The organism is Cyanobacterium sp. (assembly GCF_054166785.1).
Map to the genome: position 1 here is coordinate 1 of NZ_JBSZCP010000027.1, position 24,968 is coordinate 24,968.

Annotated in this window: 21 protein-coding genes; 14 read left to right on the top strand and 7 right to left on the bottom strand. The window is 38.0% G+C overall.

The window, feature by feature from the left end; genetic code table 11:
- The first annotated feature begins 219 nt into the window (after positions 1-219).
- From ACXITR_RS04750 to ACXITR_RS04770, 5 genes are all read left to right on the top strand, one after another.
- Entirely contained in the window at positions 220-1,815 is a 1,596-nt protein-coding gene (locus ACXITR_RS04750; RefSeq protein WP_457996085.1) for a 2-isopropylmalate synthase, read from the top strand.
- 338 nt (positions 1,816-2,153) lie between these two features.
- A complete protein-coding gene (locus ACXITR_RS04755) occupies positions 2,154-6,074 on the top strand; it encodes a hypothetical protein (RefSeq protein ID WP_457996086.1) in 3,921 nt (1,306 codons plus the stop codon).
- Between the two features lie 302 nt (positions 6,075-6,376).
- Positions 6,377-7,156: a pentapeptide repeat-containing protein gene (locus tag ACXITR_RS04760; protein ID WP_457996087.1), complete on the top strand. Its 780-nt coding sequence runs from the start codon at positions 6,377-6,379 to the stop codon at positions 7,154-7,156.
- A gap of 47 nt (positions 7,157-7,203) precedes the next feature.
- A complete protein-coding gene (locus ACXITR_RS04765; protein WP_457996088.1) occupies positions 7,204-8,682 on the top strand; it encodes a DNA phosphorothioation system restriction enzyme in 1,479 nt (492 codons plus the stop codon).
- 227 nt (positions 8,683-8,909) lie between these two features.
- Entirely contained in the window at positions 8,910-9,551 is a 642-nt protein-coding gene (locus ACXITR_RS04770; RefSeq protein ID WP_457996089.1) for a response regulator transcription factor, read from the top strand.
- A gap of 219 nt (positions 9,552-9,770) precedes the next feature.
- On the opposite strand, the gene acsF is transcribed toward ACXITR_RS04770, so the two are convergent.
- Both acsF and ACXITR_RS04780 read right to left on the bottom strand, forming a co-directional pair.
- Positions 9,771-10,847: a magnesium-protoporphyrin IX monomethyl ester (oxidative) cyclase gene (gene acsF / locus ACXITR_RS04775; protein ID WP_457996090.1), complete on the bottom strand. Its 1,077-nt coding sequence runs from the start codon at positions 10,845-10,847 to the stop codon at positions 9,771-9,773.
- A gap of 200 nt (positions 10,848-11,047) precedes the next feature.
- Positions 11,048-11,257, bottom strand: coding sequence for an Hfq-related RNA-binding protein (locus tag ACXITR_RS04780; protein WP_457996091.1), 210 nt, complete (start codon positions 11,255-11,257; stop codon positions 11,048-11,050).
- A gap of 32 nt (positions 11,258-11,289) precedes the next feature.
- On the opposite strand from ACXITR_RS04780, the gene dapF reads away from it, so the two are divergent.
- Positions 11,290-12,123, top strand: coding sequence for a diaminopimelate epimerase (gene dapF / locus ACXITR_RS04785; protein ID WP_457996092.1), 834 nt, complete (start codon positions 11,290-11,292; stop codon positions 12,121-12,123).
- An 86-nt stretch (positions 12,124-12,209) separates the two neighbouring features.
- Here dapF and ACXITR_RS04790 read toward each other — a convergent pair whose 3' ends face one another.
- Positions 12,210-12,710, bottom strand: coding sequence for a bifunctional nuclease family protein (locus ACXITR_RS04790; protein WP_457996093.1), 501 nt, complete (start codon positions 12,708-12,710; stop codon positions 12,210-12,212).
- Positions 12,711-12,884: 174 nt separating this feature from the next.
- Between ACXITR_RS04790 and nagA the strand changes: the two genes are divergently transcribed.
- Entirely contained in the window at positions 12,885-14,033 is a 1,149-nt protein-coding gene (gene nagA, locus ACXITR_RS04795) for an N-acetylglucosamine-6-phosphate deacetylase (protein WP_457996094.1), read from the top strand.
- A gap of 66 nt (positions 14,034-14,099) precedes the next feature.
- Positions 14,100-15,299: a 4-hydroxy-3-methylbut-2-enyl diphosphate reductase gene (locus tag ACXITR_RS04800; protein WP_457996095.1), complete on the top strand. Its 1,200-nt coding sequence runs from the start codon at positions 14,100-14,102 to the stop codon at positions 15,297-15,299.
- 110 nt (positions 15,300-15,409) lie between these two features.
- On the opposite strand, the gene ACXITR_RS04805 is transcribed toward ACXITR_RS04800, so the two are convergent.
- Positions 15,410-16,159: a PilW family protein gene (locus tag ACXITR_RS04805; RefSeq protein WP_457996096.1), complete on the bottom strand. Its 750-nt coding sequence runs from the start codon at positions 16,157-16,159 to the stop codon at positions 15,410-15,412.
- Between the two features lie 117 nt (positions 16,160-16,276).
- Positions 16,277-17,017 (bottom strand): PulJ/GspJ family protein, encoded by a 741-nt coding sequence (locus tag ACXITR_RS04810; protein WP_457996097.1) that lies wholly within the window; start codon positions 17,015-17,017, stop codon positions 16,277-16,279.
- A 676-nt stretch (positions 17,018-17,693) separates the two neighbouring features.
- On the opposite strand from ACXITR_RS04810, the gene ACXITR_RS04815 reads away from it, so the two are divergent.
- The 5 genes from ACXITR_RS04815 (at position 17,694) to ACXITR_RS04835 (ending at position 21,457) form a co-directional block, all read left to right on the top strand.
- Entirely contained in the window at positions 17,694-18,278 is a 585-nt protein-coding gene (locus ACXITR_RS04815; RefSeq protein ID WP_457996098.1) for a CPBP family intramembrane glutamic endopeptidase, read from the top strand.
- A 26-nt stretch (positions 18,279-18,304) separates the two neighbouring features.
- Positions 18,305-19,045 carry a creatininase family protein gene (locus tag ACXITR_RS04820; RefSeq protein ID WP_457996099.1) on the top strand — a complete coding sequence of 247 codons (741 nt, stop codon included), beginning with the start codon at positions 18,305-18,307 and terminating at the stop codon, positions 19,043-19,045.
- Positions 19,046-19,084: 39 nt separating this feature from the next.
- Positions 19,085-19,903, top strand: coding sequence for a carbon-nitrogen hydrolase family protein (locus ACXITR_RS04825; RefSeq protein WP_457996100.1), 819 nt, complete (start codon positions 19,085-19,087; stop codon positions 19,901-19,903).
- Positions 19,904-20,010: 107 nt separating this feature from the next.
- On the top strand, positions 20,011-20,661 hold the full coding sequence (locus tag ACXITR_RS04830) for an ABC transporter ATP-binding protein (RefSeq protein ID WP_457996101.1): 651 nt from the start codon (positions 20,011-20,013) through the stop codon (positions 20,659-20,661).
- Complete coding sequence (locus ACXITR_RS04835) at positions 20,651-21,457, top strand: ABC transporter permease (RefSeq protein WP_457996102.1); 807 nt, start codon at positions 20,651-20,653, stop codon at positions 21,455-21,457. Before ACXITR_RS04830 ends, ACXITR_RS04835 begins: the two co-directional genes overlap by 11 nt.
- A gap of 5 nt (positions 21,458-21,462) precedes the next feature.
- On the opposite strand, the gene ACXITR_RS04840 is transcribed toward ACXITR_RS04835, so the two are convergent.
- Both ACXITR_RS04840 and ACXITR_RS04845 read right to left on the bottom strand, forming a co-directional pair.
- On the bottom strand, positions 21,463-22,485 hold the full coding sequence (locus tag ACXITR_RS04840) for an aspartate-semialdehyde dehydrogenase (protein WP_457996103.1): 1,023 nt from the start codon (positions 22,483-22,485) through the stop codon (positions 21,463-21,465).
- Between the two features lie 368 nt (positions 22,486-22,853).
- Positions 22,854-24,185, bottom strand: coding sequence for a cytochrome c biogenesis protein (locus ACXITR_RS04845; protein ID WP_457996104.1), 1,332 nt, complete (start codon positions 24,183-24,185; stop codon positions 22,854-22,856).
- 170 nt (positions 24,186-24,355) lie between these two features.
- Here ACXITR_RS04845 and ndhN point away from each other — a divergent pair, with 170 nt between their 5' ends.
- Positions 24,356-24,835, top strand: coding sequence for an NAD(P)H-quinone oxidoreductase subunit N (gene ndhN, locus ACXITR_RS04850; RefSeq protein ID WP_457996105.1), 480 nt, complete (start codon positions 24,356-24,358; stop codon positions 24,833-24,835).
- Positions 24,836-24,968: the final 133 nt, after the last annotated feature.

Below are 24,968 nucleotides of genomic sequence, written 5' to 3' on the forward strand. Positions count from 1 at the left end.
AACCACTACGACTCCATCCCGAACTCGTGGGTGAAACATGACAGCAGCGACGATACTACGGGGGTAGCCCCTTGGGACAATAGTTCTATGCCTGCCTTAATTCTTCTAAAAAAACCGCTCTCTCTACGGGCGGCTTTTTTTTGTCTTTAAGCTAAAACTTGTAATTTCGTATATCATAAAAGAAGACTATATTCGCAAATAATCGAACAGTTTTAAGATATGACAAACCAGCCTGACAAAATAATTATATTTGACACTACCTTGCGTGACGGAGAACAGTCTCCGGGAGCTAGTTTAAATGTAGATGAAAAATTAACTATTGCTCGAGCTTTGGCAAAATTAGGGGTTGATGTCATTGAGGCTGGTTTTCCCCATGCTAGTCCGGGAGATTTTGAAGCTGTTAGTAAAATAGCTCAAGGAATAGGTACCGAAAATGGACCTACAATTTGCGGGTTAGCAAGGGCGACTCAAAAAGATATAAAAAGTGCAGGAGAAGCTCTTAAGGATGCCCATAAAAAAAGAATCCATACCTTTTTGGCTACTTCTGATATTCATCTCCAATATAAATTGAAGAAGACAAGAGAGGATGTTTTGGCTATTGTTCCTGATATGGTTGCTTATGCCAAGACTTTCACTGATGATGTAGAATTTTCCCCTGAAGATGCAGGACGCAGTGATCCAGAATTTTTGTATCGAGTGTTAGAGTCAGCAATTAAAGCAGGGGCTACCACCGTCAATATTCCCGATACGGTAGGCTATACAACCCCTAGTGAATATGGTGCTTTGATTAAAGGTATTAAAGATAATGTTCCAAATATTGATCAAGCAATTATTTCTGTACATGGTCATAATGACTTGGGCTTGGCGGTAGCAAACTTCCTTGAAGCTGTAAAAAATGGGGCAAGACAGTTGGAATGTACTATTAATGGTATCGGTGAACGGGCGGGAAATGCAGCCCTTGAAGAATTGGTGATGGCTCTCCATGTTCGTCGTCAATACTATAATCCATTTTTGGGCAGACCTTCTGAATCTCTTGAGCCTTTAACGAATATCGACACAAAACAAATTTATAAAACTTCTCGTTTGGTTTCTAACCTGACAGGAATGTTGGTACAACCGAATAAAGCTATTGTGGGTGCTAATGCTTTCTCCCATGAGTCTGGAATCCATCAAGATGGTGTTTTGAAAAATCGTCTTACTTATGAAATTATGGATGCGGAGTCCATTGGTTTAACGACAAATCAGATCGTATTAGGGAAACTTTCTGGGCGTAATGCTTTCCGTTCTCGTTTACAGGAGCTAGGCTTTGATTTATCAGAAAACGATCTTAATAAGGCATTTTTGCGCTTTAAAGAGGTGGCGGATAAGAAACGAGAAATCACTGACTGGGATTTAGAAGCAATTGTTAATGATGAAATTCAACAACCCCCTGAGTTGTTTCGCTTAGAGTTGGTACAGGTATCCTGTGGGGATCACTCTTCCCCTACTGCTACTATTACCCTTAGAAATCCTGAAGGGGAGGAATTGAGTGATGCGGCTATTGGCACGGGTCCTGTGGATGCGGTTTATAAGGCTATTAATAGAGTGGTGAATATCCCTAATGAGTTGACGGAGTATTCTGTTAAGTCTGTAACCGCTGGAATTGATGCCATGGGAGAGGTTACCATTCGTCTCAAGCACGAAGGACGTACTTATTCGGGGTATGCGGCAAATACTGATGTTATTGTGGCTTCTGCAAGGGCTTATATTAGTGCTTTGAATCGCCTTTATGCAACTATTAAGGCTAAACAGTTGATGGAAGTACCTTCAGTCTAGGTTTATTTTTCTGGTGTTGCTGATTTTAGGTGTGATTTGTCGTTTAGCAGGGACATATTGACTTTCCTTAATAATCATGGGGAATGGTGATATGTCTTCAATACTGATTTTAAGAGAATCTGGTCATACTTGATACTACGATTAAGCAATGCCGAAATTCATAATTGGTAGTGGGCATTAAAATCTCTACTGTTTCGGAGTGTTTAAATTAAAAAGTCTATGTTTTGGCGTTGAGAAAAAATCAACAGAAACAATACTTTGATGAAGTTCTAGCAATATTTAGGGAGTAAATCCTTTAAACTTAGTATTATATTAATAGTATAATCGGTATTTTTGCCATGGACGTAACATTCTCTTTTTGCTTGTGGAATCAACTAAATAAATTAAATCTTCAAGAAAGTAACTATTTATTGAATAAGATTAGAGAAACCATCACGGCAAATATATCCGAAGAAGAATTATCATCCCATGTTATCCATGGTCAAAAAGTTATTATCAAAGTTGATTTAACTGAATACTATTATCTTATTGGAATTTTTTTACCCTCTACAAAAAGTATTAAATTTATTGGTTGTTTATCTTCACCAACTATTAATTTAGATAATTACTCATATCATCATAAGACTATTCCAGTTCTTCCGACCATAAATCGAACACTAGAGCAAAATATTATCGATACTATAGATTCTGAGTTTAGCCTGAGTAATTCGTTGATAGCGAACACAAACTCTGCCATCGATGACTTTTATTTAGAGGACTTAGAACTAAATCTATCAAAATATAGCTCTGTAATTCTCTCAAAACAACAAAAAGAATTTATAGAAAATAATAATAGTTTACCTATCTTTTTGTCAGGGGATAGAGGTACGGGAAAAACAACTCTTTCTTTGTATCATGCTTTAAAAAAAATGAATGATTATCAACATGATACAGAATATCATATTGCTTATCTTACTAGTACTCAAAATGAACAAAAAAGATTAACTAATCTTGTTAAAATTTTAAATCAACACTCTTCTAAACAATTACAAATAAAAGATTATCATTCTTTTACTAAAACCTTTGTGGCAGAGAAAGAGTTAAAAAGTAAAAATCAGTTTTTAGCTCAAAGACAAATTACCGAGTATAAATTTAAAGAATATTTTTGTAAGGAACAAACAATTTTATCCGTTGATGTTGATTTGCTGTGGAAAGAAATAAATCAATTAATCAAAGGTTCTAGTAAATCTTTAAAAAATAGTCAGGGATTGATTAGTTATGATGATTATTTAGCACTAAAAAATCAAAGTGTTTTTCCTCCGAATAGTAATTTTAATTATATATATAAATATGCTAGTAATTATCAACAGTGGTTAGAAAACAATAATTACTGGGATCAAATTGATTTAGTACAATATATTTTAAAGAAATTACCTGATAATTATTCAGGGGAGTATGATGCTATTTATCTTGATGATGTGCAGGAATTAAGCGAAATTGAAATTCAACTTATATTTGCACTGTTAAAAATAGAAAATAAGCAAGAATATATTCCTCAATTGTTTATTACTGGAGAGGATAATTCTTCTTTAATTAGGGGGAGTTTTAATTGGGGTAGAGTTAAAAAAATCGCTATTGAAGAATATTTAAAATCGTCTCAGTGGAAAAAGATTCGTCCTGCTTTAGAGCCTAAACAGATAAATTATAATTTTTGTATTAGTGATAAAATCAACGACCTTTTAAACTGTATTGTCGAGATAGTTGTAAAAAATGAGCTTGAGGAGGATCTTATTTTTCAAAAAAATTCTTCTTGGTTAATAGGGGATTCTAAACCTTTAGTTATTTCGGGGTTGAAAGGGGAAATATTATCTCAGGGTAATAGATTTGCTGGGGCAAATGCCATTGTAGTTAAAAATTTAGAGGATAAGGAAGATTTAATTCCTTTGTTTCCCCAAGATAGTGAAAGGATTTTGATGGTAAATGAGCTTAATAATTTATTGTTTGATGGGGTTTTAGTTTGGAGGTTTTTTGAGGGGAAGGAAAATATGTCTCCCCATGATTTATTAGAAGATAAGGAATTTTATCAAGATTTATTCATTGCGATTAAAAGTGCTAGAAAACAATTATATTTTTATGATCAAAATGATGTTTCTTTTTGGAATAATAGTGATTTAACTAATACTATTGAGTTGGGATACCCTACGGAGTTGGGTTGTTTCTTTTCGGAAGATGAGGAAGATAATATTAGTGATACTATTCAAAACTATTTACAAATAGGTTCTTATAAAGCCTATAAAATGTGTAGTCAAATTTATTTCCAAGCTAATGATATTTTGGGGGCTGCAAAAATTGAGGCTTTGCTGGAAGAGGTAAAAGGAAATTGGGGCAGGGCTGGAGATATTTGGAATAAGTTGCTTATTTTTGATGAGGCTATTCGCTGTTGGAATGAGGTTGATAGTAAGTTGTGGGAGGCGAAGTGGGCAACAACGAAGCCTGAGAGTTGGAGTCAAAGGGGTTTATATTTTGAGCAAAAAAAAGATTTTGAGCTGGCTAATTTTTGCTATGAAAAGGCTAATGATTTTGCTGGGAAGTTGCGCTGTTTTGAGGCTAATGATGATTGGGAGTTGGCGGGGGATAAGTGTCGGGAAAAAAATTTATTGTCTCAGGCAGAAAATTATTATGGGTTGGCGGATAGGTATTATCGAGAAAAAAACCAATTTCAATCTGCGGTGAAGATGTGGACGAGGTTGGAAAGATTGGATAAGGTTGCGTTGATTTGGGAAAATTTGGAGCAGTGGGAAAAGGCTGGAAATTGTTGGCAGAAGCAGGGGGATATTCAAAGGGCGGCGGACTGTTGGCAAAAGGCACAAAAATGGTCTGAGGCTCAAAAGTGTTGGTTAGAATTGGGAAAATGGGAAAGTTTGGCTTTATCTTATGAAACCCAAGGGCAGTGGGTATCGGCGGCGGAGGTGTGGCAAAAACAGGGGGATTTACAAAGGACTGCTTTTTGTTATCAAAATGCTAATGAGTGGGCTTTGGCGGAGGGTTTATGGCGAGATTTACAGTGTTGGGGTTATGTGGCGATCGCACTTCAACAACAGAAAAAATGGCAAGAGGCGGCCATAATGTGGGAAAAAACTAGCCCCTATGAATTACAAGCGCTCTGCTACGAAAAACTAGAAGAATGGGAAAAAGCTCAAAAAGCATGGTTAAAAGCAAATAATTGGAGCAAAAGTATTCTTTGCATTGAAAAACAACAAAAATGGGAAGAAGCGGCTGAAAGTTGGGAAAATTTGGGGGCATGGGAATCAGCAGGAAAAGCATGGGAAAAAGCTAACGAAACAGAAAAAGCGGCCTTATGTTATGAACAAGGCAATTATTGGTCCTTAGCAGAAGTCTGTTGGCGTATATTAGATGACCAAAGGGCGATCGCCATTACCCTAGAAAAACAAGAAAAATGGGCATTAGCAGGGGAAATTTGGCAAGAATTAGAACAATGGAAACTAGCAGGAAAAGCATGGGAAAAAGCCAACGAAATACAAAAAGCAGCCCTAGTTTATGAAATAGGAAACCACTGGCGAGAAGCCGAAGAATGTTGGCGTATTCTTGGTGATGAAACTAAAATAGAAGTCGCCGTCAAACAACAAGGCACATGGGTAATGGCGGCCCATGATTGGTTAAAATCAAATCAAATTGAACAAGCCGCCCTCTGTTACGAAAAATGCCAAGACTGGGAAAGAGCAGAAAAATATTGGTTTCAAGCCCACAACTACGAAAAACTAGCCGAAGTATGTGAGCATCAACAAAAATGGCAAAAAGCCGCCGACGCTTGGGCAAAAGCTGATAACCCCGAAAAAGCCGCCGTCTGTTACGAAAAACTAGAAGACTGGGAAAACGCCGCCCAATGCTGGCAAAAATCATGGAAATGGGAACAATTAGCCCGAGTTTCTGAACAACAAAAGAAATGGAAACAAGCCGCCGACGCTTGGGTAAAAGCCGATAACCTAGAAAAAGCCGTAACCTACTATGAAAAAATACAAGATTGGGAAAATGCCGAAGAATGTTGGCGAAAACTATCTAATTGGGAAAAACTAGCCCAAGTATGTGAGCATCAAGCAAAATGGGAAGAAGCCGCCCAACTATGGACATTTTTAAACAACTGGCAAAAAGCAGCCCTCGCCTGTCTCAAAATGGACGACATCGAAACCGCCATCAAATACTATGAAAAAGGCAACTATAGCCAAGAAGCAAATCAACTTAGACAAAAAAAGGTAAGTTAACACAAAAAATCATCAACTTATCAAAAATTTTGGATCTAAAACCCCCTCATTCATGACGGCTTTCTGTTAGAATGTTCACAAGGTTTTAAACCGATGTAGCTAAGGATGACAAATAGGCAAAAACCAAGCCAATTTTATATAAAACGTCCTTGGTATTTGGCGGTAGGGCATATCGCTACTGCTTGACCAAAAGAGAGTAAGACCAAGTAAAAAGTTGACTTTTGAAAGGCATCACTCCATGAAGCAAGAATCTACTACTCACTTTAGGGAGTGGAGTTGTCAAGAACCCACCTTACTATGCCATGAAAAAATTTTTTATCCTGCTAACCCTAACCCTAAGTATTTTACCCCTTCAAGTAAAAGCAGAAAATATCGCTCACCTTAATCAACTATTAAGGACAAAACAATGTCAAGAATGCGACTTAAGCGAAGCTGGTTTAGTTATGGCGAACCTTTCAGGGGCTAATTTGGTGGGGGCTAATTTGGTGGGGGCAAACCTTAGCCGTGCAAATCTAATGGGGGCAGACTTGAGTTATGCTAACCTCACAGGGGCTTCCCTCCACGGGGCTAACCTCACAGGGGTAAATCTCACCGGGGCAATTTTAAATCAAACCGACTTAAGAAACGCCAGAGTAATGGGGGCAACCTTCGAGAATACCAACTTGAATAACGCTCAGATAGATGGCATAGTTGGCATCTCCAGTAATGCTTTTTCCGCAGAACAATTTTTTACTTGGGCTTTAGCAGAAGACCGTCAGGGCAACTATCCCCAAGCCCTAAACCATTATAACAGTGCCATTGAACTAGATCCCGAAATGGCTCCTGCCTACCTTGCCAGAGGAATCATCAGGGCTCGTTATGACCGTATGGATATAGCCCTAGAAGACTTTACCAAAGCTAAAACTATTTATACAAGGCAAAACAACGAGGAAGGCTTAATCCTTGCCAGTCAGTTTATTGAGTTAAGCCAAGCAAAAATAGAAAATCCCCGTCAACCCCTCGGCGGCAGCCAAGGTAGTCCTCGATTCGTCCAGGCTGTTAGTGGTATATTACCCTTTGTATTTCGGTTTTTAGCATTTTAGGGAAGATAAACCCCCTTAACTTTTAAATAATTACAACAACTAAAAAAATGAGCTTTTCAGGTTTAGCCAATCAATCCTTACATCATATTAATTGGCAAAAACTAGCGAATAATTATCAACAGAAAAACCAATTTAAATTAGCTGAAAAATCTTACACATATCACACAAAAGTAGAAAATACAGGTATTCCCCAAATTCCTGATAATTTAACCCTAAGAGACTATCAAAAACAAGCGGTCATTAATTGGTTAAAAAATCAAGGTAGAGGCACTTTAAAAATGGCAACAGGAAGTGGTAAAACCATCACTGCCTTGGCTATTACCACAGAATTATATGAGCAAATAGATCTACAAATTTTACTCGTTATCTGTCCATTTCGTCATTTAGTATTGCAATGGGCAAAAGAAGCAGAAAAATTTAATTTAGTACCTTTTTTAGCCTTTAATAGCGTTAATAATTGGCACAATGAACTATCAACTAAATTGTATAATATTAATAGCTTAAGTAGAAAATTTTTAACCATTATTACTACTAATTCAACCTTTATTAGTCAGGGATTTCAAACCCAATTGCCTTTTTTTCCTGAAAAAACCCTCATTATTGGAGATGAAGCCCATAATTTAGGTAGTGCAAAATTACAAAATTTGTTGCCGAAAACCATTGGTTTAAGATTAGCCCTTTCCGCTACCCCTGAAAGATACTATGATGAAAATGGCACAGATGCTCTAATTAGTTACTTTGGTAAAGTATTACAACCAGAATTTACCCTCGGTGATGCCATCAAGAAAAAAGCCCTTGTTAGCTATAACTACTATCCTATTTTTGTAGAATTAACGGAATTTGAAGCCAAGAGATATACCCAACTTACCAAAAAAATCGGCTGGGAATTGTCTAAGGATAACTCACCCCATAACCGTCATCTTACCGCCCTTTTGGTGAGGCGATCGCGCCTAATTGGTACAGCAAAAAATAAATTAAACGCCCTCAAAGAGTTGATGACACAAAGAATAGATAGTCATAGTACCATCTTTTACTGCGGAGATGGCAAAGTAGAATACCAAGGAAAAACCGAAAGACAACTAGAAATCGTCACCCGCATTTTAGGAAAAGAAATAGGCTATCGAGTTAATATTTATAGTGCCAACACCCCCCTAGGAGAAAGGGAAATTATTAAACAACAACTAGAAAAAAAAGAATTACAAGGTATCGTCGCTATCCGTTGCCTAGATGAAGGAATAGATATACCCAGCATCAAAAATGCAGTTATTCTTGCCAGTAGTAGTAACCCTAGACAATTTATCCAAAGGAGAGGTAGGGTATTGCGCCCCCACCCCAGTAAAAAAGAAGCCAATATTTTTGACATGATAGTTATTCCCCCAATCTTAGACAGGGAAACATGGGAGATAGAAAAAAACCTTCTTAAAAAAGAAATTAAAAGATTTATCGAATTTGCTAACTTAGCCAATAATGCTAACTATGCCAAAGAAAAACTATTCCACCTTCAAAATCAGTTTGATGTATATTGAAAATAACCTTAAAAATCTGGTGTTACTTATTTTGGGTATGAAACATCATTAAACTACAGTAAATATATATACTATCACTATTATAACCATTGCCCATTGCCGAACTAAATAAAAAATCATACCTTAATTCACCAACGCCAAAAATCCTTGACACCTCTTTTTTCCTTTTTTCCCTAGGAAGTTTGTCCCCTTGGGGGAGAAAATAACAGACTATTCACCAATCAACTATGTCCTTACAAATCTTAGTCACCGACGATGACTCAACCATTCAAAACCTCATCAGAGATTGCCTTGAGTTACAAGGTTATTCGGTTATATTAGCCAACGATGGAGAAAAGGCTTTATCCTTAGCCATGGAATATCATCCTCATCTATTAATTTCGGATATTAAAATGCCCCACAAGGATGGTTATCAGTTGGTACAAGAGTTACGCAAAATAACTTCTTTTCGTTTACTCCCAGTTATCTTCCTTACTCAGCAGGATAGTATGGAGGCAAAAATTAGTGGTTATCAAGCTGGGTGTGATGTATATTTAGCTAAACCCTTTGAGCCCATGGAATTGATTGCCATTGTAAAACATCTCCTGGAGCGATCGCAAATTATCCAATCAGAAAGACTCTTTACTAACCAAAATAACTCATCCGTAGCTCAATATAACAACTCTTGTTCCCTTCATTTTACCCATCGAGAAAAAGAAGTTTTAGCCCTGATTATTAAAGGACATTCCAATATACAAATTGCCCAACAATTATACCTGAGTCCCAAAACCATCGAAAAGTATGTTGCCAATCTTCTTAAAAAAACCGATTCTCAGAATCGTACTGAGTTAGTTTCCTTCGCTTTCCAAAATAACCTTACTCCTTTGTGAAATGAGTCTATTGTTGAAAAATTCCCGAGCAGAAATTTATAGCACCATGGAGCGTTTTTATGATATGCTTGTTATATAATGGAAATATTGACTTTTTTGATTACGAATGCACAGATTTACATTATACTATAAATCTATAATAACCCAAATTCAACAAAATCGCAACAAAAAACCCCTATCTTAAAGACAGGGGTGTGTTGATAACAAAAAAAGACCTAATTAACGTACACAACCTTGTAAGGTATCAGCTTGAATAGGTTTAATTAAGTATAAACCGATAAACTGAACTGCATTAGAAGCAAATAAAGGTAGTTTGCGTAAAGCTTTGATAGGTGCAGGGGCTTGGGAATTATCAATGGCTCTTAGTTGCTCACAATTGGCGAAACATTTTTCGAGCTTGTTGTAAAACTGGGGATTCTTCACATCAAGGGTGATAGGGAAGACTCTGCCAGCGGTTTCATTGGTTTTTTCGATGACGGTTTTATCATATTCCCTTGCATCTAAACCGATAGAAGCGTAAAAACCAGAGCGATGTAAATCATTGAGATACATGGTGGCAAATACGGATAACAAGAAGAAACGACACCATAATTTGGCTCTCCAATCATTGAGAAATTCAGGCTTGGCTTTTAATACCGCATCAAAGAAATCTCCATGGCGGTTTTCATCCTGACACCAATTTTCAAAAAACTTGAAGATAGGATAGATACGGCTTTCGGGATTTTGCTCTAGGTGACGATAGATGGTGATATAACGCCAATAACCAATTTTTTCAGATAAATAGGTGGCGTAGAAAATAAACTTAGGCTTGAAGAAAGTATATTTACGACTTTTGGTTAAAAATCCTAAATCCAGGGATAAGTTAAAATCAGTTAGGGCTTTGTTGAGAAAACCAGCGTGACGGGCTTCATCCCTAGACATGAGATTAAAACCTTCTGCCAAAAGAGGATTGGTGGTTTTTAAACGTCTGCCTAACTCTTTATATAATAAAAAGCCAGAGAATTCAGCCGTACAAGAGCGCTCTAAAAACTCTACGAATAAACGACGGGTTTCTCCATCGATATGCTCCCATGATTGCTCAAAGTCAGCATTACGGACAAAGTGATGACGGTTATAGTCTTGTTTAAATTCGGCGATAATCGCTCTCAACTCATCTTCGTTAACGCTCATGTCCATCTTAGCCATCTCGTCAAAATCTGTGGTGTAGAAACGAGGAGTTAAGATTGTTTCTTTGGCTGGGGTTTTAACCCCGGGGCGTAGCTCGTCAAATTCTGGTTTTTGAACTGTTGTTACCATAATTTTTTGATTGCGACAGTATTTTTGAATTTATATGTAATATTTTAATTCCTTCCTCAGTTTAACAGACCTAGGACTATATATTTTCGTTAAGTTTATTAATACTTGTTACAAAAATATTAATTTTTATGGTTATTCTTGACTTTTATTAATTCTTATGGTTTAAGTTTTATTATTGTGCTAAGGCATTGAATATCAGGTTAAACTTGTTTAATATAGGCGATCGCACTTAGCCAAATCAAAGTTTTTTCATCCCCATCTTCAAGGATACAGAGACAATTTTCATCCTGCCAAAGAATTTTGCCCTCGGTGCTTTGACTGGTAATGAGTCCAATTTGAACATTGACTTTATCCTTTATAAAGGCTTGAATTTGACGTACACTAGGAAGACCAGTATTAAATGTAGGCATCTTTTTTTATCTACTTGAGCGAAAAAATAATTATGCAGTTTAGCAAATATCACGGATTAGGTAATGACTTTATTTTGATCGATAATCGTCAATCTGATCAACCCTTAGTTAGCCCCACCCAAGCGGTGGAAATGTGCGATCGCCATTTTGGCATTGGTGCAGACGGAGTAATTTTTGTACTGCCTCCCCAGAATGATTGTGATTATACCATGAGAATTTTTAACTCCGATGGGTCCGAGCCGGAGATGTGCGGTAACGGAATTCGTTGTTTTGCCCAGTTTGTGACGGAATTAGAAGGCAAGGAGGAAGTAGGTAGAACATATCCTATTCACACCCTAGCAGGTACTATTACCCCCACCATCAAAGGGGAGGGCATGATTCGGGTAGATATGGGAGAGCCGGAATTAAATCCTAGTAAAATTCCCACCACCCTAAACCAAGGGGGAGAAAAAGTTGTCAGCGAATCCTTGACTGTAGCGGGTAAATCATATCAAGTCTCCTGTGTGAGTATGGGAAATCCCCATTGTTTGGTATTTGTAGATAAAGTGGCAGACATCGAGTTAGAAAAAATTGGGCCTTTATTTGAAACCCACGAGGTTTTTCCTCAGAAAACCAATACGGAATTTATCGAAGTAGTACGCCCTGATTATGTGAAAATGAGAGTCTGGGAGAGGGGGGCAGGAATTACCCTCGCCTGTGGTACGGGGGCTTGTGCTACGGTGGTGGCAGGGGTTTTAAATGGTAAGTGCGATCGCACTTGTACGGTGGAATTACCTGGAGGATGTTTAGAAATCGAATGGAATGAAGAAGATAACCACGTTTATATGACAGGGCCAGCATTGAAAGTATTTTCAGGCAATATGTAATGGTAGATTGAGAAATCGGTACTGAAAGGAATCCCTGCTAATTCTGGGGGATTTCCCATTACTCATTATCCATTCTCAATTCTCAATTACTCTTCCAGGGTTTTTCGGGCGCGGCGAATCAACTCCTCGGGGCTTAACTCTGCCACAAACTCCCGAAAGGCTTCCATTTCCTTCTCATCGGCTTCCCTATCCACTGGAATAGAAGCATCTAATACCACCTCCTCCATCACCCAAATGGGGCAACCTTCCCTCACCGCAATAGCAATGGCATCACTGGGGCGACAATCGATATTTTTTTCCTTTTTGCCCATTTTCGTACACAGGAGAGCATAAAAAGTGTTATCCTCTAGGGCATTAATCACCACTCGATCTAGTTTTACATTCCATGTATGAAAGATATTTAACATCAAATCATGGGTAAGGGGGCGAGGGGTTGATTGTTGTTCTAGGGCTGCAATGATTGACCTAGCTTGATCTTGTCCAATGTATATAGGCAAAGCACGGCGCTCGGTAGCGTCCTTTAGTAGTACAATGGGACTACGACTTACTGCATCAAGGGCGATCGCCGCTACTTTCATTTCAATCATTATATACTATCTCACTATAATATGGAATTTTTACCATTACCTCGGAGGGTGAGGTAGTTATTATCTTATCACAGTTTTTTGATTTAATAACCCGATGGGTGCTTTATTTAAAGGATTTAATTTAACTTTTATAATTAGTTTTAATAGATAATTTTATTAAAAAATAGAACAGTTATGATCTGCCTAATTAATTGTCGAATAGTAGGGGAACAAACCCTTAAAAATATTACTATTAGTAATAACATAATCACCCATATATCTGATGCCCATGCACCGAATGAAATAGATAAAACAGCCATCAACAGCATTGACTTAGAAGGAGACTATGTTTCCCTAGGGGGATTAGATTTACAAATAAATGGTGGACTAGGGTTAGCGTTTCCCGATTTAACATTAAAAGATCTGGAAAAACTTCATCAAATATGTGCTTATTTATGGTCAGTGGGAGTAGATGAATTTGTACCCACCATTGTGACTACTTCCATGGAAAAAATACATCAATCCTTAGAAGTAATTAAAATATTTAAAGAGTCTAATAAAAGAGATAATGAAGCAAATATTTTAGGGGTTCATTTAGAAGGACCATTTTTAAATCCCCAAAAAAAAGGAGCCCATCCCCCCGAACATTTATTACCTTTAACTTTAGAAAACATTAAAAAAGTATTTCATAACCATGAAAATATTATCAAAATCATTACCCTTGCCCCAGAATTAGCCACAGAAGGGGATATAATTCCTTATTTGACGGATTTAGGGATAATAGTTAGTTTAGGGCATTCCATGGCAACGGCAGACCAAGCAAAACGAGCTTTTGATCAGGGGGCATCCATGGTAACCCATGCTTTTAATGCAATGCCTAGTTTACACCACCGAGAACCCGGTATGTTGGGAGAGGCGATCGCCCGTACTGGTATTTATTGCGGTTTAATCGCCGATGGCAAGCACGTTTCCCCCACCATGTTAAAAATCATTTTACGGGCCAGTAACTATGATTCAGGAATATTTTTAGTAAGTGATGCCCTTGCCCCCATCGGTTTAGAAGATGGCATATATCCTTGGGATGAGCGCACCATTGAGGTGAAAAACGGCACCGCTACCCTGCCAGATGGTACATTATCGGGTACTACCCTACCCCTATTTGTCGGGGTTCAAAACCTAGTAAGATGGGACATTTGTACTGTGGAAAGTGCGATCGCCCTTGCTACCGATGCCCCCCGAAAAGCTATGAATATGGCAACCCTAGAAGTCGGACAACAAGGCAACTTGATTCGATGGCACCATCACCCAGAAAAAAAACAACTCACCTGGGAAAGACTTTTCTAATTCACCAGCAAAGCCCAGTCAGGTTAAAATAAAAAATAAAAAGTAGTATAAAAAATTAACCTGCCCATGGATACTAAGACTTTTAAGCGTAATCTCCAAAAATCAGAAAACTATCATCGTAAAGGCTTTGGGCATCAACAAGAAGTCGCAGGGGTATTAAACAGTGAATATGAAAGCAGTTTAATTAAAATCATCAGAGAAAATAACTATTCCATTACCAGAGGAAACGTTACCATTCGTCTAGCCGAAGCCTTTGGTTTTTGTTGGGGTGTAGAAAGGGCAGTGGCGATGGCCTATGAAACCCGTACCCATTTCCCTACCGAAAAAATTTGGATTACCAATGAAATTATCCACAATCCCTCCGTCAATGAGCGTTTACGGGAAATGAATGTAGGTTTTATCCCCGTTATTGATGGGCAAAAAGACTTCTCTTTGGTAAACAGTGGAGAGGTGGTAATTTTACCCGCCTTTGGGGCTAGTGTGCAGGAAATGGAATTATTAAACGATAAGGGTTGTACCATTGTAGATACCACCTGCCCTTGGGTATCGAAGGTGTGGAATTCGGTGGAAAAACATAAAAAACGCAACTATACCTCTATTATCCACGGCAAATATAACCATGAAGAAACCATCGCTACCAGTTCCTTTGCCGATGTTTATTTAGTAGTATTAAATATGGATCAGGCTAACTATGTAAAAGACTATATCCTTAATGGTGGTGATAGGGAAGAATTTTTAGCTAAGTTTGAAAATGCCTATTCTGAAGGATTTGATCCTGATAAAGATTTAGAAAGGGTTGGGGTAGCTAACCAAACCACCATGTTAAAAACAGAAACCGAAGAAATTGGACGTTTATTTCAAGAAACCATGCTTAAAAAATATGGTCCTACGGAATTAAATGATCATTTCATGAGTTTTAATACCATCTGTGATGCTACCCAAGAAAGGCAGGATGCCATGTTAGATTTGGTCAAGGAAAAACTTGATTTGATGGTGGTAATTGGTGGTTTTAATTCCTCTAATACAACTCATCTACAGGAAATTGCGATCGATTACAACATTCCTTCCTATCATATTGATAGTGCCAGTCGCATCGATGGTAATAACAACATTGAACATAAACCCCTGAAAAAAGATTTAGAAATACAGGAAAATTGGCTTCCTGAAGGTAAAATCACCGTGGGAGTTACTTCGGGCGCTTCTACTCCTGACAAGGTAGTGGAAGACATTATCGAGAAAATCTTTGCTTTAAAGAGTTTAAAATAAAAAGGGTTTTTATAAAAAAACTATACTTTCATTTATTAGTTGGGCAATGGGCTTAAGCCCATTGTTCGTTTTATTCGTATATTTTTCTTGACGGACAAAACTGTCAGCTGTTAATTTTCCCCTGCACGGGCAAAGGTGACTACATTTACATGAAGGGGATTTTCATTAATAATATGCCCATATAAAAAAATGCGTACTAGACGATTATTGGGGTTATCGTTATCAAGACAAAAGCGAAAACCTCCTTTTCCTTGACTATTTCCCCCATACACAGCAGAGGGAGATGTTAAATTTACCCCTTCCCGATTACAAAATTCTGAAGGGGCTTTGTTTTCTACGGGATTATCTTCGTTAACACTAATCAAACCATCTGCCACGGCAATCCAATTTCCTGCCCCCGTTTCACAGACTATTCTTTTCCGTAACATTCCGGGTTTTAGCCAGATTTGTTCACCCCTACGAATGTCACGATAACCATAATATATTTTGGGTTTTTCTCCGCTACAACCATCTCTCAATTTCGTATTATCAGCAAATGTCAGCACTAAACAGTATTCAGAATGAACAGCGGTGGGGTTACAGTTACCCCCTTTTTCGGCAGTAACAAATTTAGCTTGTTTAATGTCTTCTTGTAGGTAATTTAAGGCTTTATTTAGCGCTGCCATTCTAATGCTTTTTTCTTCAACTCTTTGATTGGCACGGAGAATGTTGATAAAACCACTGGCGGTGGCTGTAATCACTGCACCCCCTATTACAAGCCCTGTTAAAAGTTCTGGGGTGGTAATTCCTGCTATGGTGTTGGATTTCCAAAGGTTAATAAGTAAAGCACAAGGGTTAGGTGCTTTGGTTTTAGCGCTCATATACTGACATATAACTTTTTTCTGTCAATATTAGCTAATTAAGTCTATGTTGGATCTTTTTATTTAGATTTCTTTTGTTAAGAAATATTGATATTTTTTATTTTGAGATTAAGGGTTTTAAGGTTGGCTTCTAGCAAAGGTTACAACATCTACATTGGCGGGGGTATCGCTGTCGATAATGTGACCATATAAAAATATTCGAGCTAGTCGATTATCATCCTCGTCACTCTCTAAACAAAAACGAAACCCAGTATTCTGGACACCATGAGGAACATTATTAGCATTACTACTCCAGTTAATTGAGTCTAAACCACCGTCTTGACACTCAGGATTAGGTGCACTGTGAAAATTTGGTTTATTGACCTCTAAACCATCAGCAACTGTTGTAAATTCTTCCTCCCAAGCAGTAGATTGATTTGGGACTAAAATAGCACCACTAGAATTATATTCTTGTCTTTTTAAAATACCAGGCTTTAAAAATACGGAAGAATCACCACTAATATCTTTAAAGCCATAATATATTTCATTTGTATTTGTGCCTGGAAGTCTAATTGCTAAACAATCCGAATCAACTCCTGTTGATCCACTGGTACAGTTTCCTGTGTTATTCTGTACCCTTCTAACAGATATACCCTGTTTAATATCTTCCTGTATAAAAGTTAAAGCCCTTGTTAAATTACTTAGCTGATTACTTTTTGACTCCACGCCCCGATTTGCCCGTAAGACATTAACAAAACCACTGGCGGTGGCAGTTAAGACGATACCACTAATTACCAGTGCCACTAATAACTCGGTGAGGGTGATACCTTTATTAGAGGATTGTTGTAATAGTTTTAATAGAATTTTTTTATTTTTCATGGTTTTTAGTTTAAGATTTTATTTTTGATTAGTTCCTTTGTATTGAAAAGGCTAAGAGCAATTTAGAAGTAGTGATGTGCGATCGCACCTAGGATTAAGGTTCGCCGTTTCTAGTTATTTAAGGAGTTTTTTTGAAGTCGGATGGGATCAACATTTTGCCAATTCCTTCTTAGAATAATTAGTAAATTTATAAGTTAGTATTTTCTCCCATAGTTCTATAATATCTTGATTTTTGGTCATTCAGGTTTTCCTTATTGTGCGATCGCCAAGAGCTTTTCTACTAAAGTTTCTACCTCTGATTTGTGAGCAACGATTAATTTCATTATTTCTAGCCCAATGTTGTGAATATTACTCATATCCCATTGATGGAGGTACATTACTTTTAGTATGCCCAAATTTTGAAAGATCCTATAATACTAAATCCATATTGTTTTATTTATTATGATTAATACGCATATTTTTTTGTAAATAAAGTCTTAAAAGGAATATATTTTTGAAGGTAAATAATATCAGATGATTCCTATTTAAATATTTTAAACTATGGTTTAAGTAAACTTAAGTTAACTATTTTCTGCATAAATTGTCTTTTATTGTTACAAATGGATAAAAAAGGGATAATTATCAGAATAGTTATTTTAGAATAGTTTTATTTTTCAAAATTACTTCAATATTCAAAATGAGTGAAAATCAGAAAAATTTAGAGTCTTTAAGTCGTATTCAAATTTTAGTTTTTATGGGGGTAACGGCGGTTATTTTCCTGTTGATTGCTCAGATTTGGCATAGGGCAGGATCGATCGCCCTTATTCCTGTACAATTCAATCTATCAGCGGTAATTATGGGGATTTTATTGGCTATGGGAATACTATTAGCCAGTGCCGTATTAAGCAGAGTTTGGACTTCCTATCGCATCAGTGCCGAAAAATATATGACTCTGATTGTATCTCCTCTCCTCTTTCCCGATTTGATTTGGGTGGGCTTGTTACCTGGGTTGAGCGAAGAATTATTATTTAGGGGGGTAATGATTCCCGCCTTTGGTTATGGTTATGGTGCGATCGCCCTTTCTAGTATATTATTTGGAGTATTACACCTTAGCGATACCCAAAATTGGGACTATGTTTTATGGGCGATCGTCATTGGTTTTATACTAGGTTATAGTGCCTATGCCACCGATAATCTATTAGTACCCATCACCGCCCACATATTAATTAACTTTAGCTCTAGTTTACTGTGGAAATTGAACAAAAATAGAGAGTTACAATAGTTATAAACCAGCAAAATAAACCAAAAATGCAATTACACCAATCCACCTGGCAAGAAGTAGAAACATACCTATCCCAATCTAAAGGTATTATCATCCCCATCGGCTCCACCGAACAACATGGGCCCACAGGATTAATTGGCACCGATGCCATCTGTGCAGAAAAAATTGCCGATGGAGTAGGTAAAGAAACCACCGCCATGGTAGCACCCACCATCAACGTAGGCATGGCATTGCACCATACCGCCTTCCCCGGTAGTATCAGCCTACGCCCTAGTACCATGATTTTATACATCAAAGACTACTTAACTTCCCTCGCCAAAGCAGGATTTCAGCATTTCTTTTTTATCAATGGTCATGGGGGTAATATTGCCACCCTAAAAGCGACTTTTTCCGAATGTTACGATCATTTTGCCACCCTCGGTATCCCTAACCACGAAAATATAAAATGTACCGTGGCGAATTGGTTCATGATTCGGGATGTATATATGTTAGCAAAAGAATTGTACGGCGATCAAGAAGGTTCCCACGCTACCCCCTCAGAAGTCGCCCTCACCCAGTATGTTTACCCCGATATGATAAAGTCTGCCCCCCTCGAAAAAGACGTGGCAAAAGGGCATCCCATTTATGGAGCGAGTAACTTTCGCAGGTGCTACCCTGATGGTAGAATGGGATCAAATCCTAGTTTAGCAACACCAGAACATGGTCAACAATTTTATGAGTTAGCGGTTAAAAATTTAAAGCAAAGTTATCTCGAATTTATTAGTTAAACGGGTTTGGGTACGTTAATTTTTTAGATTTAAGTATAAATGAAATCATATTTGGCGGCGGCAGTTTGCATGACAAGCACTCCTGATGTGGAGGCAAATCTAAATCAGGCAGAAGAGTTGATAGAATTAGCGGTTAATCAGGGGGCAAAGTTGATTGGCTTACCTGAGAATTTCTCTTTTTTGGGTAGGGATGAGGAAAAAATTGCCCAAGTGAATACCATTGCCACCAAAAGCGAAAAGTTTTTGATTCGTATGGCCCAGCGTTTTCAAGTTACTATCCTTGGGGGTGGTTTTCCTACTCCTCTACAGGGCGATCGCACCAAGGCATATAATACTGCTATGTTGGTAAATGCTAACGGTATAGAATTAGGGCGTTACCACAAAGCCCACCTCTTTGATGTAAATGTACCCGACGGCAACAACTATCAAGAATCCAAAACCGTTATGGCAGGGGAAACTTTACCCCCCGTTTGTGATACCGAAAACCTAGGTAAAATAGGGCTTTCCATTTGTTATGATGTTCGTTTTCCCGAAGTATTTCGTCACCTCTCCCGTCAAGGGGCGCAAGTAATGTTTATTCCTGCAGCTTTTACCGCCTATACTGGTAAAGACCATTGGCAAGTATTATTACAAGCAAGGGCCATTGAAAATACCTGCTACGTAATAGCCCCTGCCCAAACAGGCAACCATTACGCCCGTCGTTGTAGCCATGGTCATGCGGTAATAGTAGATCCTTGGGGTAGTATAATCGCCAGTACAGGCTCTCAAATTGGGGTAGCCATTGGTGAAATTAACCCTCAACGTTTACAGCAGGTACGTTTACAGATGCCTAGTTTACAACATCGGGTATTTAGTTAATTGGTGTTGCTGATTTTAGCTAACCATGGGCAATGAGTAATGGTAATAATAGTTCTAGTATTATCTATTTGCTGTATTTCAATGATGTTGCATACCCAAAATAAGCAATGCCGAAAATTTTAGAGGGAATTAATTTAGGGCAAAAAATCCACACCCGTTGGCTATGGCGTAATCTATGCTTTTCCCTCCATTCTGGGGAAAGTTTGGGTTTGGTGGGGGCGACAGGAACTGGTAAAACTGTACTACTAAGGGCGATCGCCCATTTAAACAGCCCATTGGAAGGGGAGATAATTTATCAAAACAAAACCCTCTCATCATGGGATATACCTTCCTATCGTTCTCAGGTGATATACTTGCATCAACGCTCGGTGATGTTTGAAGGTACGGTGGAGGATAATCTAAAATTGATCTATGGTTTAAATATTCATAAACATCTTCATTTTGATATTGCTAAAATCAATTACTTATTAGATTTATTCGAGCGCCCCTCGTCTTTTTTAGAACAATCAGCCTCTAATTTATCGGGGGGAGAAACGCAGATAGTAGCTTTAATCAGAGCATTACAACTAGAGCCAACCATACTACTTTTAGATGAATGTAGCGCTTCTTTAGATACCAAAAGTACCCATCAAGTAGAAAGTGCGATCGCCCTTTGGCTACAGGAAAAACCGCAACGGGCTTGTATTTGGACAAGTCATGATAACAGTCAAATTGCCCGTGTCACCCACCAACAACTGATAATTGACCATGGAAAATAATTACATAGTCTTAAACTACGTCCAGTTAGGAGGGGCAGTATTATTAATCCTCATCAACATCATTTTATCCTTTGCCCTAAAACTAGGGTTAGAAAAATCCCTGTTAACCGCCTCCGTGCGCATGGTAATACAACTACTACTCATCGGCTATGTTTTAGAGTGGTTATTTAACCTATCGAATCCTTGGGTAGTAATGGCGATCGCACTTTTAATGGCAGGAATAGCGGGGGTTTCCGCCGTCAACCGCACCTCCCGAAGATTCCCGAGTATCTATTGGCGCAGTTTAATTTCCGTCTTAGTATCCTCATTTTTGATTACTAATTTATCCGTAGCAGGGATTATTAGAGTTGAACCATGGTACGATCCTCAATATCTAATTCCCCTACTAGGCATGATATTAGGAAATACCCTCACAGGCATATCCCTGGGTTTAGATAGATTTATGGATAACCTAGTAAAAAATCGTCACCATGTAGAAACCCTTTTATCCTTGGGTGCAACCCGTTGGGAAGCCACCCACCAACAAGTAACCTCCGCCATTACCACAGGGATGATTCCCATTATTAACTCCATGATGGTGATGGGAGTAGTTAGTTTACCCGGTATGATGACTGGTCAAATTTTAGCAGGAGCAAGTCCTTTGAGTGCCGTGCGTTATCAAATTGTCATAACCTTTGCGATCGCCTCAGCCAGTGCATTAGGTACACTAGGAGTAGTATTACTATCATGGATAACCCTCACCACCCCCAACCATCAACTAAAAATAGAAATAATCAACAATCACCGCAAAAAATAAAACAACTACTTTCCAAGCCAGTTTTTCTCCATTAACAACTCCGCAATTTGTACCGCATTAAGGGCAGCCCCCTTACGAATTTGATCACCGCATAACCATAACTCAATATTATTAGAGCTAGATATATCTTGACGGATTCTGCCCACCAACACATCATCCTTCCCCGTCGCATCCATGGGCATAGGGAAATAATTATTTGCCCAATCATCCACCAAAGTTACCCCCTCAGCCTCACCAATAGCTTTTTTAGCCTCATCCACCGCAAAAGGTTGTTCAAACTCTAAATTAATCGCCTCCGAGTGCGCTCGTAAAACAGGCACACGAATACAAGTAGCACTAATGCGAATACCGCTATCACCAAAAATCTTTCTAGTTTCATTAACCATCTTCATCTCCTCCTCACAGTAATGATTATCGAGGATAGGGGAATTGTGAGGAAATAAATTAAAAGCGAGGGGATAAGGTAATATTTCAGGTTTAGGGGTTTGCCCATCCAGAATAGCTTGAGCTTGATTTTTCACCTCCTCCATTGCCATCGCCCCTGCCCCACTAGCAGACTGATAGGTGGATACAATAATCCGTTTAATGGGTTGAATTAAATGTAAAGGATAAATCGCAACCCCCATTAAAATAGTTGTACAGTTAGGATTAGCGATAATACCTTGATGTTTTTGGGCATCTTGGGGATTAATTTCGGGTACTACCAAAGGCACATTGTCGTCCATGCGAAAAGCACTAGAATTATCAATCATCACCGCCCCCGCATCAACGATCGCCCTTGCCCACTTTTTAGAAGTAGAACCACCGGCAGAAGCCAAGACAATATCCACATCATCAAAGGAGTTTTCCGTTACTTCTTCTATGGTTAAGGATTGATCTTTGAACGCAATAGTTTTTCCTGCTGAACGGCTAGAAGCTAAGAGTTTCAACCCAGATAGGGGAAAGTTACGCTCAATTAATAGGTTAATAATTTCTGTACCAACCGCCCCCGTTGCACCTAAAATTGCCACTCGAATATTGTTAGACAACTATTTTTCCTCCTTGATGATTATTTTGTGTTCTTGGTTCAAAAAAATGTGTTATTTTTAATAATATTACAGTTATGCTGGATAATTATGTCTAAAATTTTCGATACAAGCATTTTAGGCGTTAGTGAATTAAGGTATGATTTTTAATTTAGTTCGGCAATAGGCAATGAGCAATAGTAATAATAGTTTTAGTATTATATATTTGCTGTATTTTAATGATATTGCATCCCCAAAATAAGCAACACCGCATTTTATTTTAACAAGGGGCTTAAGCCCCTTGCCTGCTATGGACTTTTCCTTATCTGTGATTGACTTCCCCTTACTTGTTATTTACTTCACACTATTTACTCTTAATATCCGATAAATGATTATAAAGAATCAATAATTGTAAAAATTTCTCGCTCAAAAGTCACTTGGGCGCGGTTAGTTTTCCCCCCAATAAAAGTAGAGTCATCTTTTTCCAATACCCATACCTGAGAAAAAGAAACGTAACTCATGACCACGCCGATCATCAAAAGAGCAAAACCAAGGTAAACTATAGGTACTCCTGGATCAGCCTTTATCTGTAACCCAGTAGAGCCAATTAAGTCCAACACCTTAAGGTTAATGCCATTTACCTCCACAGGCATCCCCGGGCGAGTAGCCCCCACCAACTGCCCCGACATATCATAAATAAACATAGTACCCTGTAAGTCTTTGGTAATTAAAGATACTCCACTACTCATATCAGGGCTAGTGGGAATCCATGTACCCCAAATACGTCCTTTTCCTTCGGTGTTTAATTCTGCCATGGGTAATTGAAAAATAGGACTATTATTTAATTGTACTTTTACCCCCGAAATGCCCCAACTTGTTTGATAAAAAGTAACTCCTTTATATCTTAGGGGTTGATTAACAAAAATGGTTTTGTGATCTAATTCCTTACCTTCTTTATCTATTACTGAAAGGTCAGAATAAAATTGATCTACTGCTCCTTGGGGTGTATAGTCTATTCTAAAATCGTTTACTTTAATGGAAAAATCTTGAGGTTTTTTAAGGTTAGTTAATGCCCCTGCTTCGATGAAATTTTTAATGGTAAAGGTTTGTCCTTCGGCGATCATTTCTTGGGCGAAAAAACCTGTAAATGCTCCCCAAATTGCCCCTAATAAAATTACGATCATGCCTACATGAACAATAATTGGTCCTACTCTGCCGATAATTCCTTTTTGGGCATATAAACTATTACTGTCTTGATGGATTTTATATCCTTTTTTAGTTAAGTTATCTTTGATTTGTGTTAAGCCATTGACAGATAATTCTGCACTGAGGGCAAGTTTATTAAATTCCCTTGGTTGACGGTAATATTTCCAAATTTTAGCGGCTTTTAAGGCTGGAAGTTGACGGCGAAATGTACAGGCAATTAGGCTAGTGCCAAAAAGTACCAAGATAGAAACATACCACCATGTAGTATAAACATGATCAAAGCCAATATTTAGTAATAATTTCCATGTTAAAAAACCCCATAATGCTGGATTTTCTGGATAATTTTCTTGATAATAAGACAAGCCTTGATTTTGTTCTATGACAGTGCCTGATATGCTAAAAAGTGCGATCGCCAATAGTAACAAAATAGCTAATCTTAAGTCAGCTATTACCGCTAAAAGTTTACGGGAAAATTTACGAATTTGACCATTAAGGGATAAGGGGGAAGAAATACTCATAAATCAACAGCTTCAAGACTTTCTCAAACATCTAGGATACCATGATCCGCCGTGGGTTTGGTTGCAAAAAGTGTAAAAGAATTAAGAAAATCATGAGCAAACATATACAGAGACTACTATAATCAGATTAGCTAAAAAATGACATTATTAATAACTAATCAAAAAAAATTATGCCTTTATTTACCACAGGAAAAACCTTTATTCGTGACCTAGAAAAAACAGGAGCCTTAGCAGTATATGCTCCCCTAGAAGGAGGTTTTGAGGGACGTTATCAAAGAAGATTACGCACCCACGGTTATCATACTATGAATTTTTCTGCCCGAGGATTAGGGGATTTAAGTGCATATTTAATGGGTGTCCATGGGGTACGCCCTGCCCATTTAGGCAAGAAAAACATCGGGCAAGAAGGCTCTGTAGGGCCTACTTATTTTGTACCACCGATGGCGTTGTCTCAGGTAGAAAATTTACCTCCTAACTCCAAAGGATTAGTTTTATGGATAATTGAAGGGTTTGTTTTATCCCGTCAGGAGAAAGAATATTTAGCGAATTTGAGTAAAATTGAACCTAAAATTAAGGTGGTATTAGAGTTAGGGGGAGAGCGTTACTTCCGTTGGCAACCCCTTTCTGATGTCATTTCTGCCGTTGCTTAATCTAGTCTAAGGGGCAAGGGGTTTAAACCCCTTGTTATTCTGAATCTGAAAAAATATCAATATCATGGGGCAAAAAAAATTGGGCGATACCTTTTTTATACCTATCCATTACCCATTGCCTATGTGTTCAAGA

Excerpts from the sequence above, each read along its gene's own strand:
- ACXITR_RS04750 (WP_457996085.1), top strand. The coding sequence starts at position 220 with ATGACAAACCAGCCTGACAAAATAATTATATTTGACACTACCTTGCGT.
- ACXITR_RS04755 (WP_457996086.1), top strand. The coding sequence starts at position 2,154 with ATGGACGTAACATTCTCTTTTTGCTTGTGGAATCAACTAAATAAATTA.
- ACXITR_RS04760 (WP_457996087.1), top strand. The coding sequence starts at position 6,377 with ATGAAAAAATTTTTTATCCTGCTAACCCTAACCCTAAGTATTTTACCC.
- ACXITR_RS04765 (WP_457996088.1), top strand. The coding sequence starts at position 7,204 with ATGAGCTTTTCAGGTTTAGCCAATCAATCCTTACATCATATTAATTGG.
- ACXITR_RS04770 (WP_457996089.1), top strand. The coding sequence starts at position 8,910 with ATGTCCTTACAAATCTTAGTCACCGACGATGACTCAACCATTCAAAAC.
- acsF (WP_457996090.1), bottom strand. The coding sequence starts at position 10,847 with ATGGTAACAACAGTTCAAAAACCAGAATTTGACGAGCTACGCCCCGGG.
- ACXITR_RS04780 (WP_457996091.1), bottom strand. The coding sequence starts at position 11,257 with ATGCCTACATTTAATACTGGTCTTCCTAGTGTACGTCAAATTCAAGCC.
- dapF (WP_457996092.1), top strand. The coding sequence starts at position 11,290 with ATGCAGTTTAGCAAATATCACGGATTAGGTAATGACTTTATTTTGATC.
- ACXITR_RS04790 (WP_457996093.1), bottom strand. The coding sequence starts at position 12,710 with ATGATTGAAATGAAAGTAGCGGCGATCGCCCTTGATGCAGTAAGTCGT.
- nagA (WP_457996094.1), top strand. The coding sequence starts at position 12,885 with ATGATCTGCCTAATTAATTGTCGAATAGTAGGGGAACAAACCCTTAAA.
- ACXITR_RS04800 (WP_457996095.1), top strand. The coding sequence starts at position 14,100 with ATGGATACTAAGACTTTTAAGCGTAATCTCCAAAAATCAGAAAACTAT.
- ACXITR_RS04805 (WP_457996096.1), bottom strand. The coding sequence starts at position 16,159 with ATGAGCGCTAAAACCAAAGCACCTAACCCTTGTGCTTTACTTATTAAC.
- ACXITR_RS04810 (WP_457996097.1), bottom strand. The coding sequence starts at position 17,017 with ATGAAAAATAAAAAAATTCTATTAAAACTATTACAACAATCCTCTAAT.
- ACXITR_RS04815 (WP_457996098.1), top strand. The coding sequence starts at position 17,694 with ATGAGTGAAAATCAGAAAAATTTAGAGTCTTTAAGTCGTATTCAAATT.
- ACXITR_RS04820 (WP_457996099.1), top strand. The coding sequence starts at position 18,305 with ATGCAATTACACCAATCCACCTGGCAAGAAGTAGAAACATACCTATCC.
- ACXITR_RS04825 (WP_457996100.1), top strand. The coding sequence starts at position 19,085 with ATGAAATCATATTTGGCGGCGGCAGTTTGCATGACAAGCACTCCTGAT.
- ACXITR_RS04830 (WP_457996101.1), top strand. The coding sequence starts at position 20,011 with ATGCCGAAAATTTTAGAGGGAATTAATTTAGGGCAAAAAATCCACACC.
- ACXITR_RS04835 (WP_457996102.1), top strand. The coding sequence starts at position 20,651 with ATGGAAAATAATTACATAGTCTTAAACTACGTCCAGTTAGGAGGGGCA.
- ACXITR_RS04845 (WP_457996104.1), bottom strand. The coding sequence starts at position 24,185 with ATGAGTATTTCTTCCCCCTTATCCCTTAATGGTCAAATTCGTAAATTT.
- ndhN (WP_457996105.1), top strand. The coding sequence starts at position 24,356 with ATGCCTTTATTTACCACAGGAAAAACCTTTATTCGTGACCTAGAAAAA.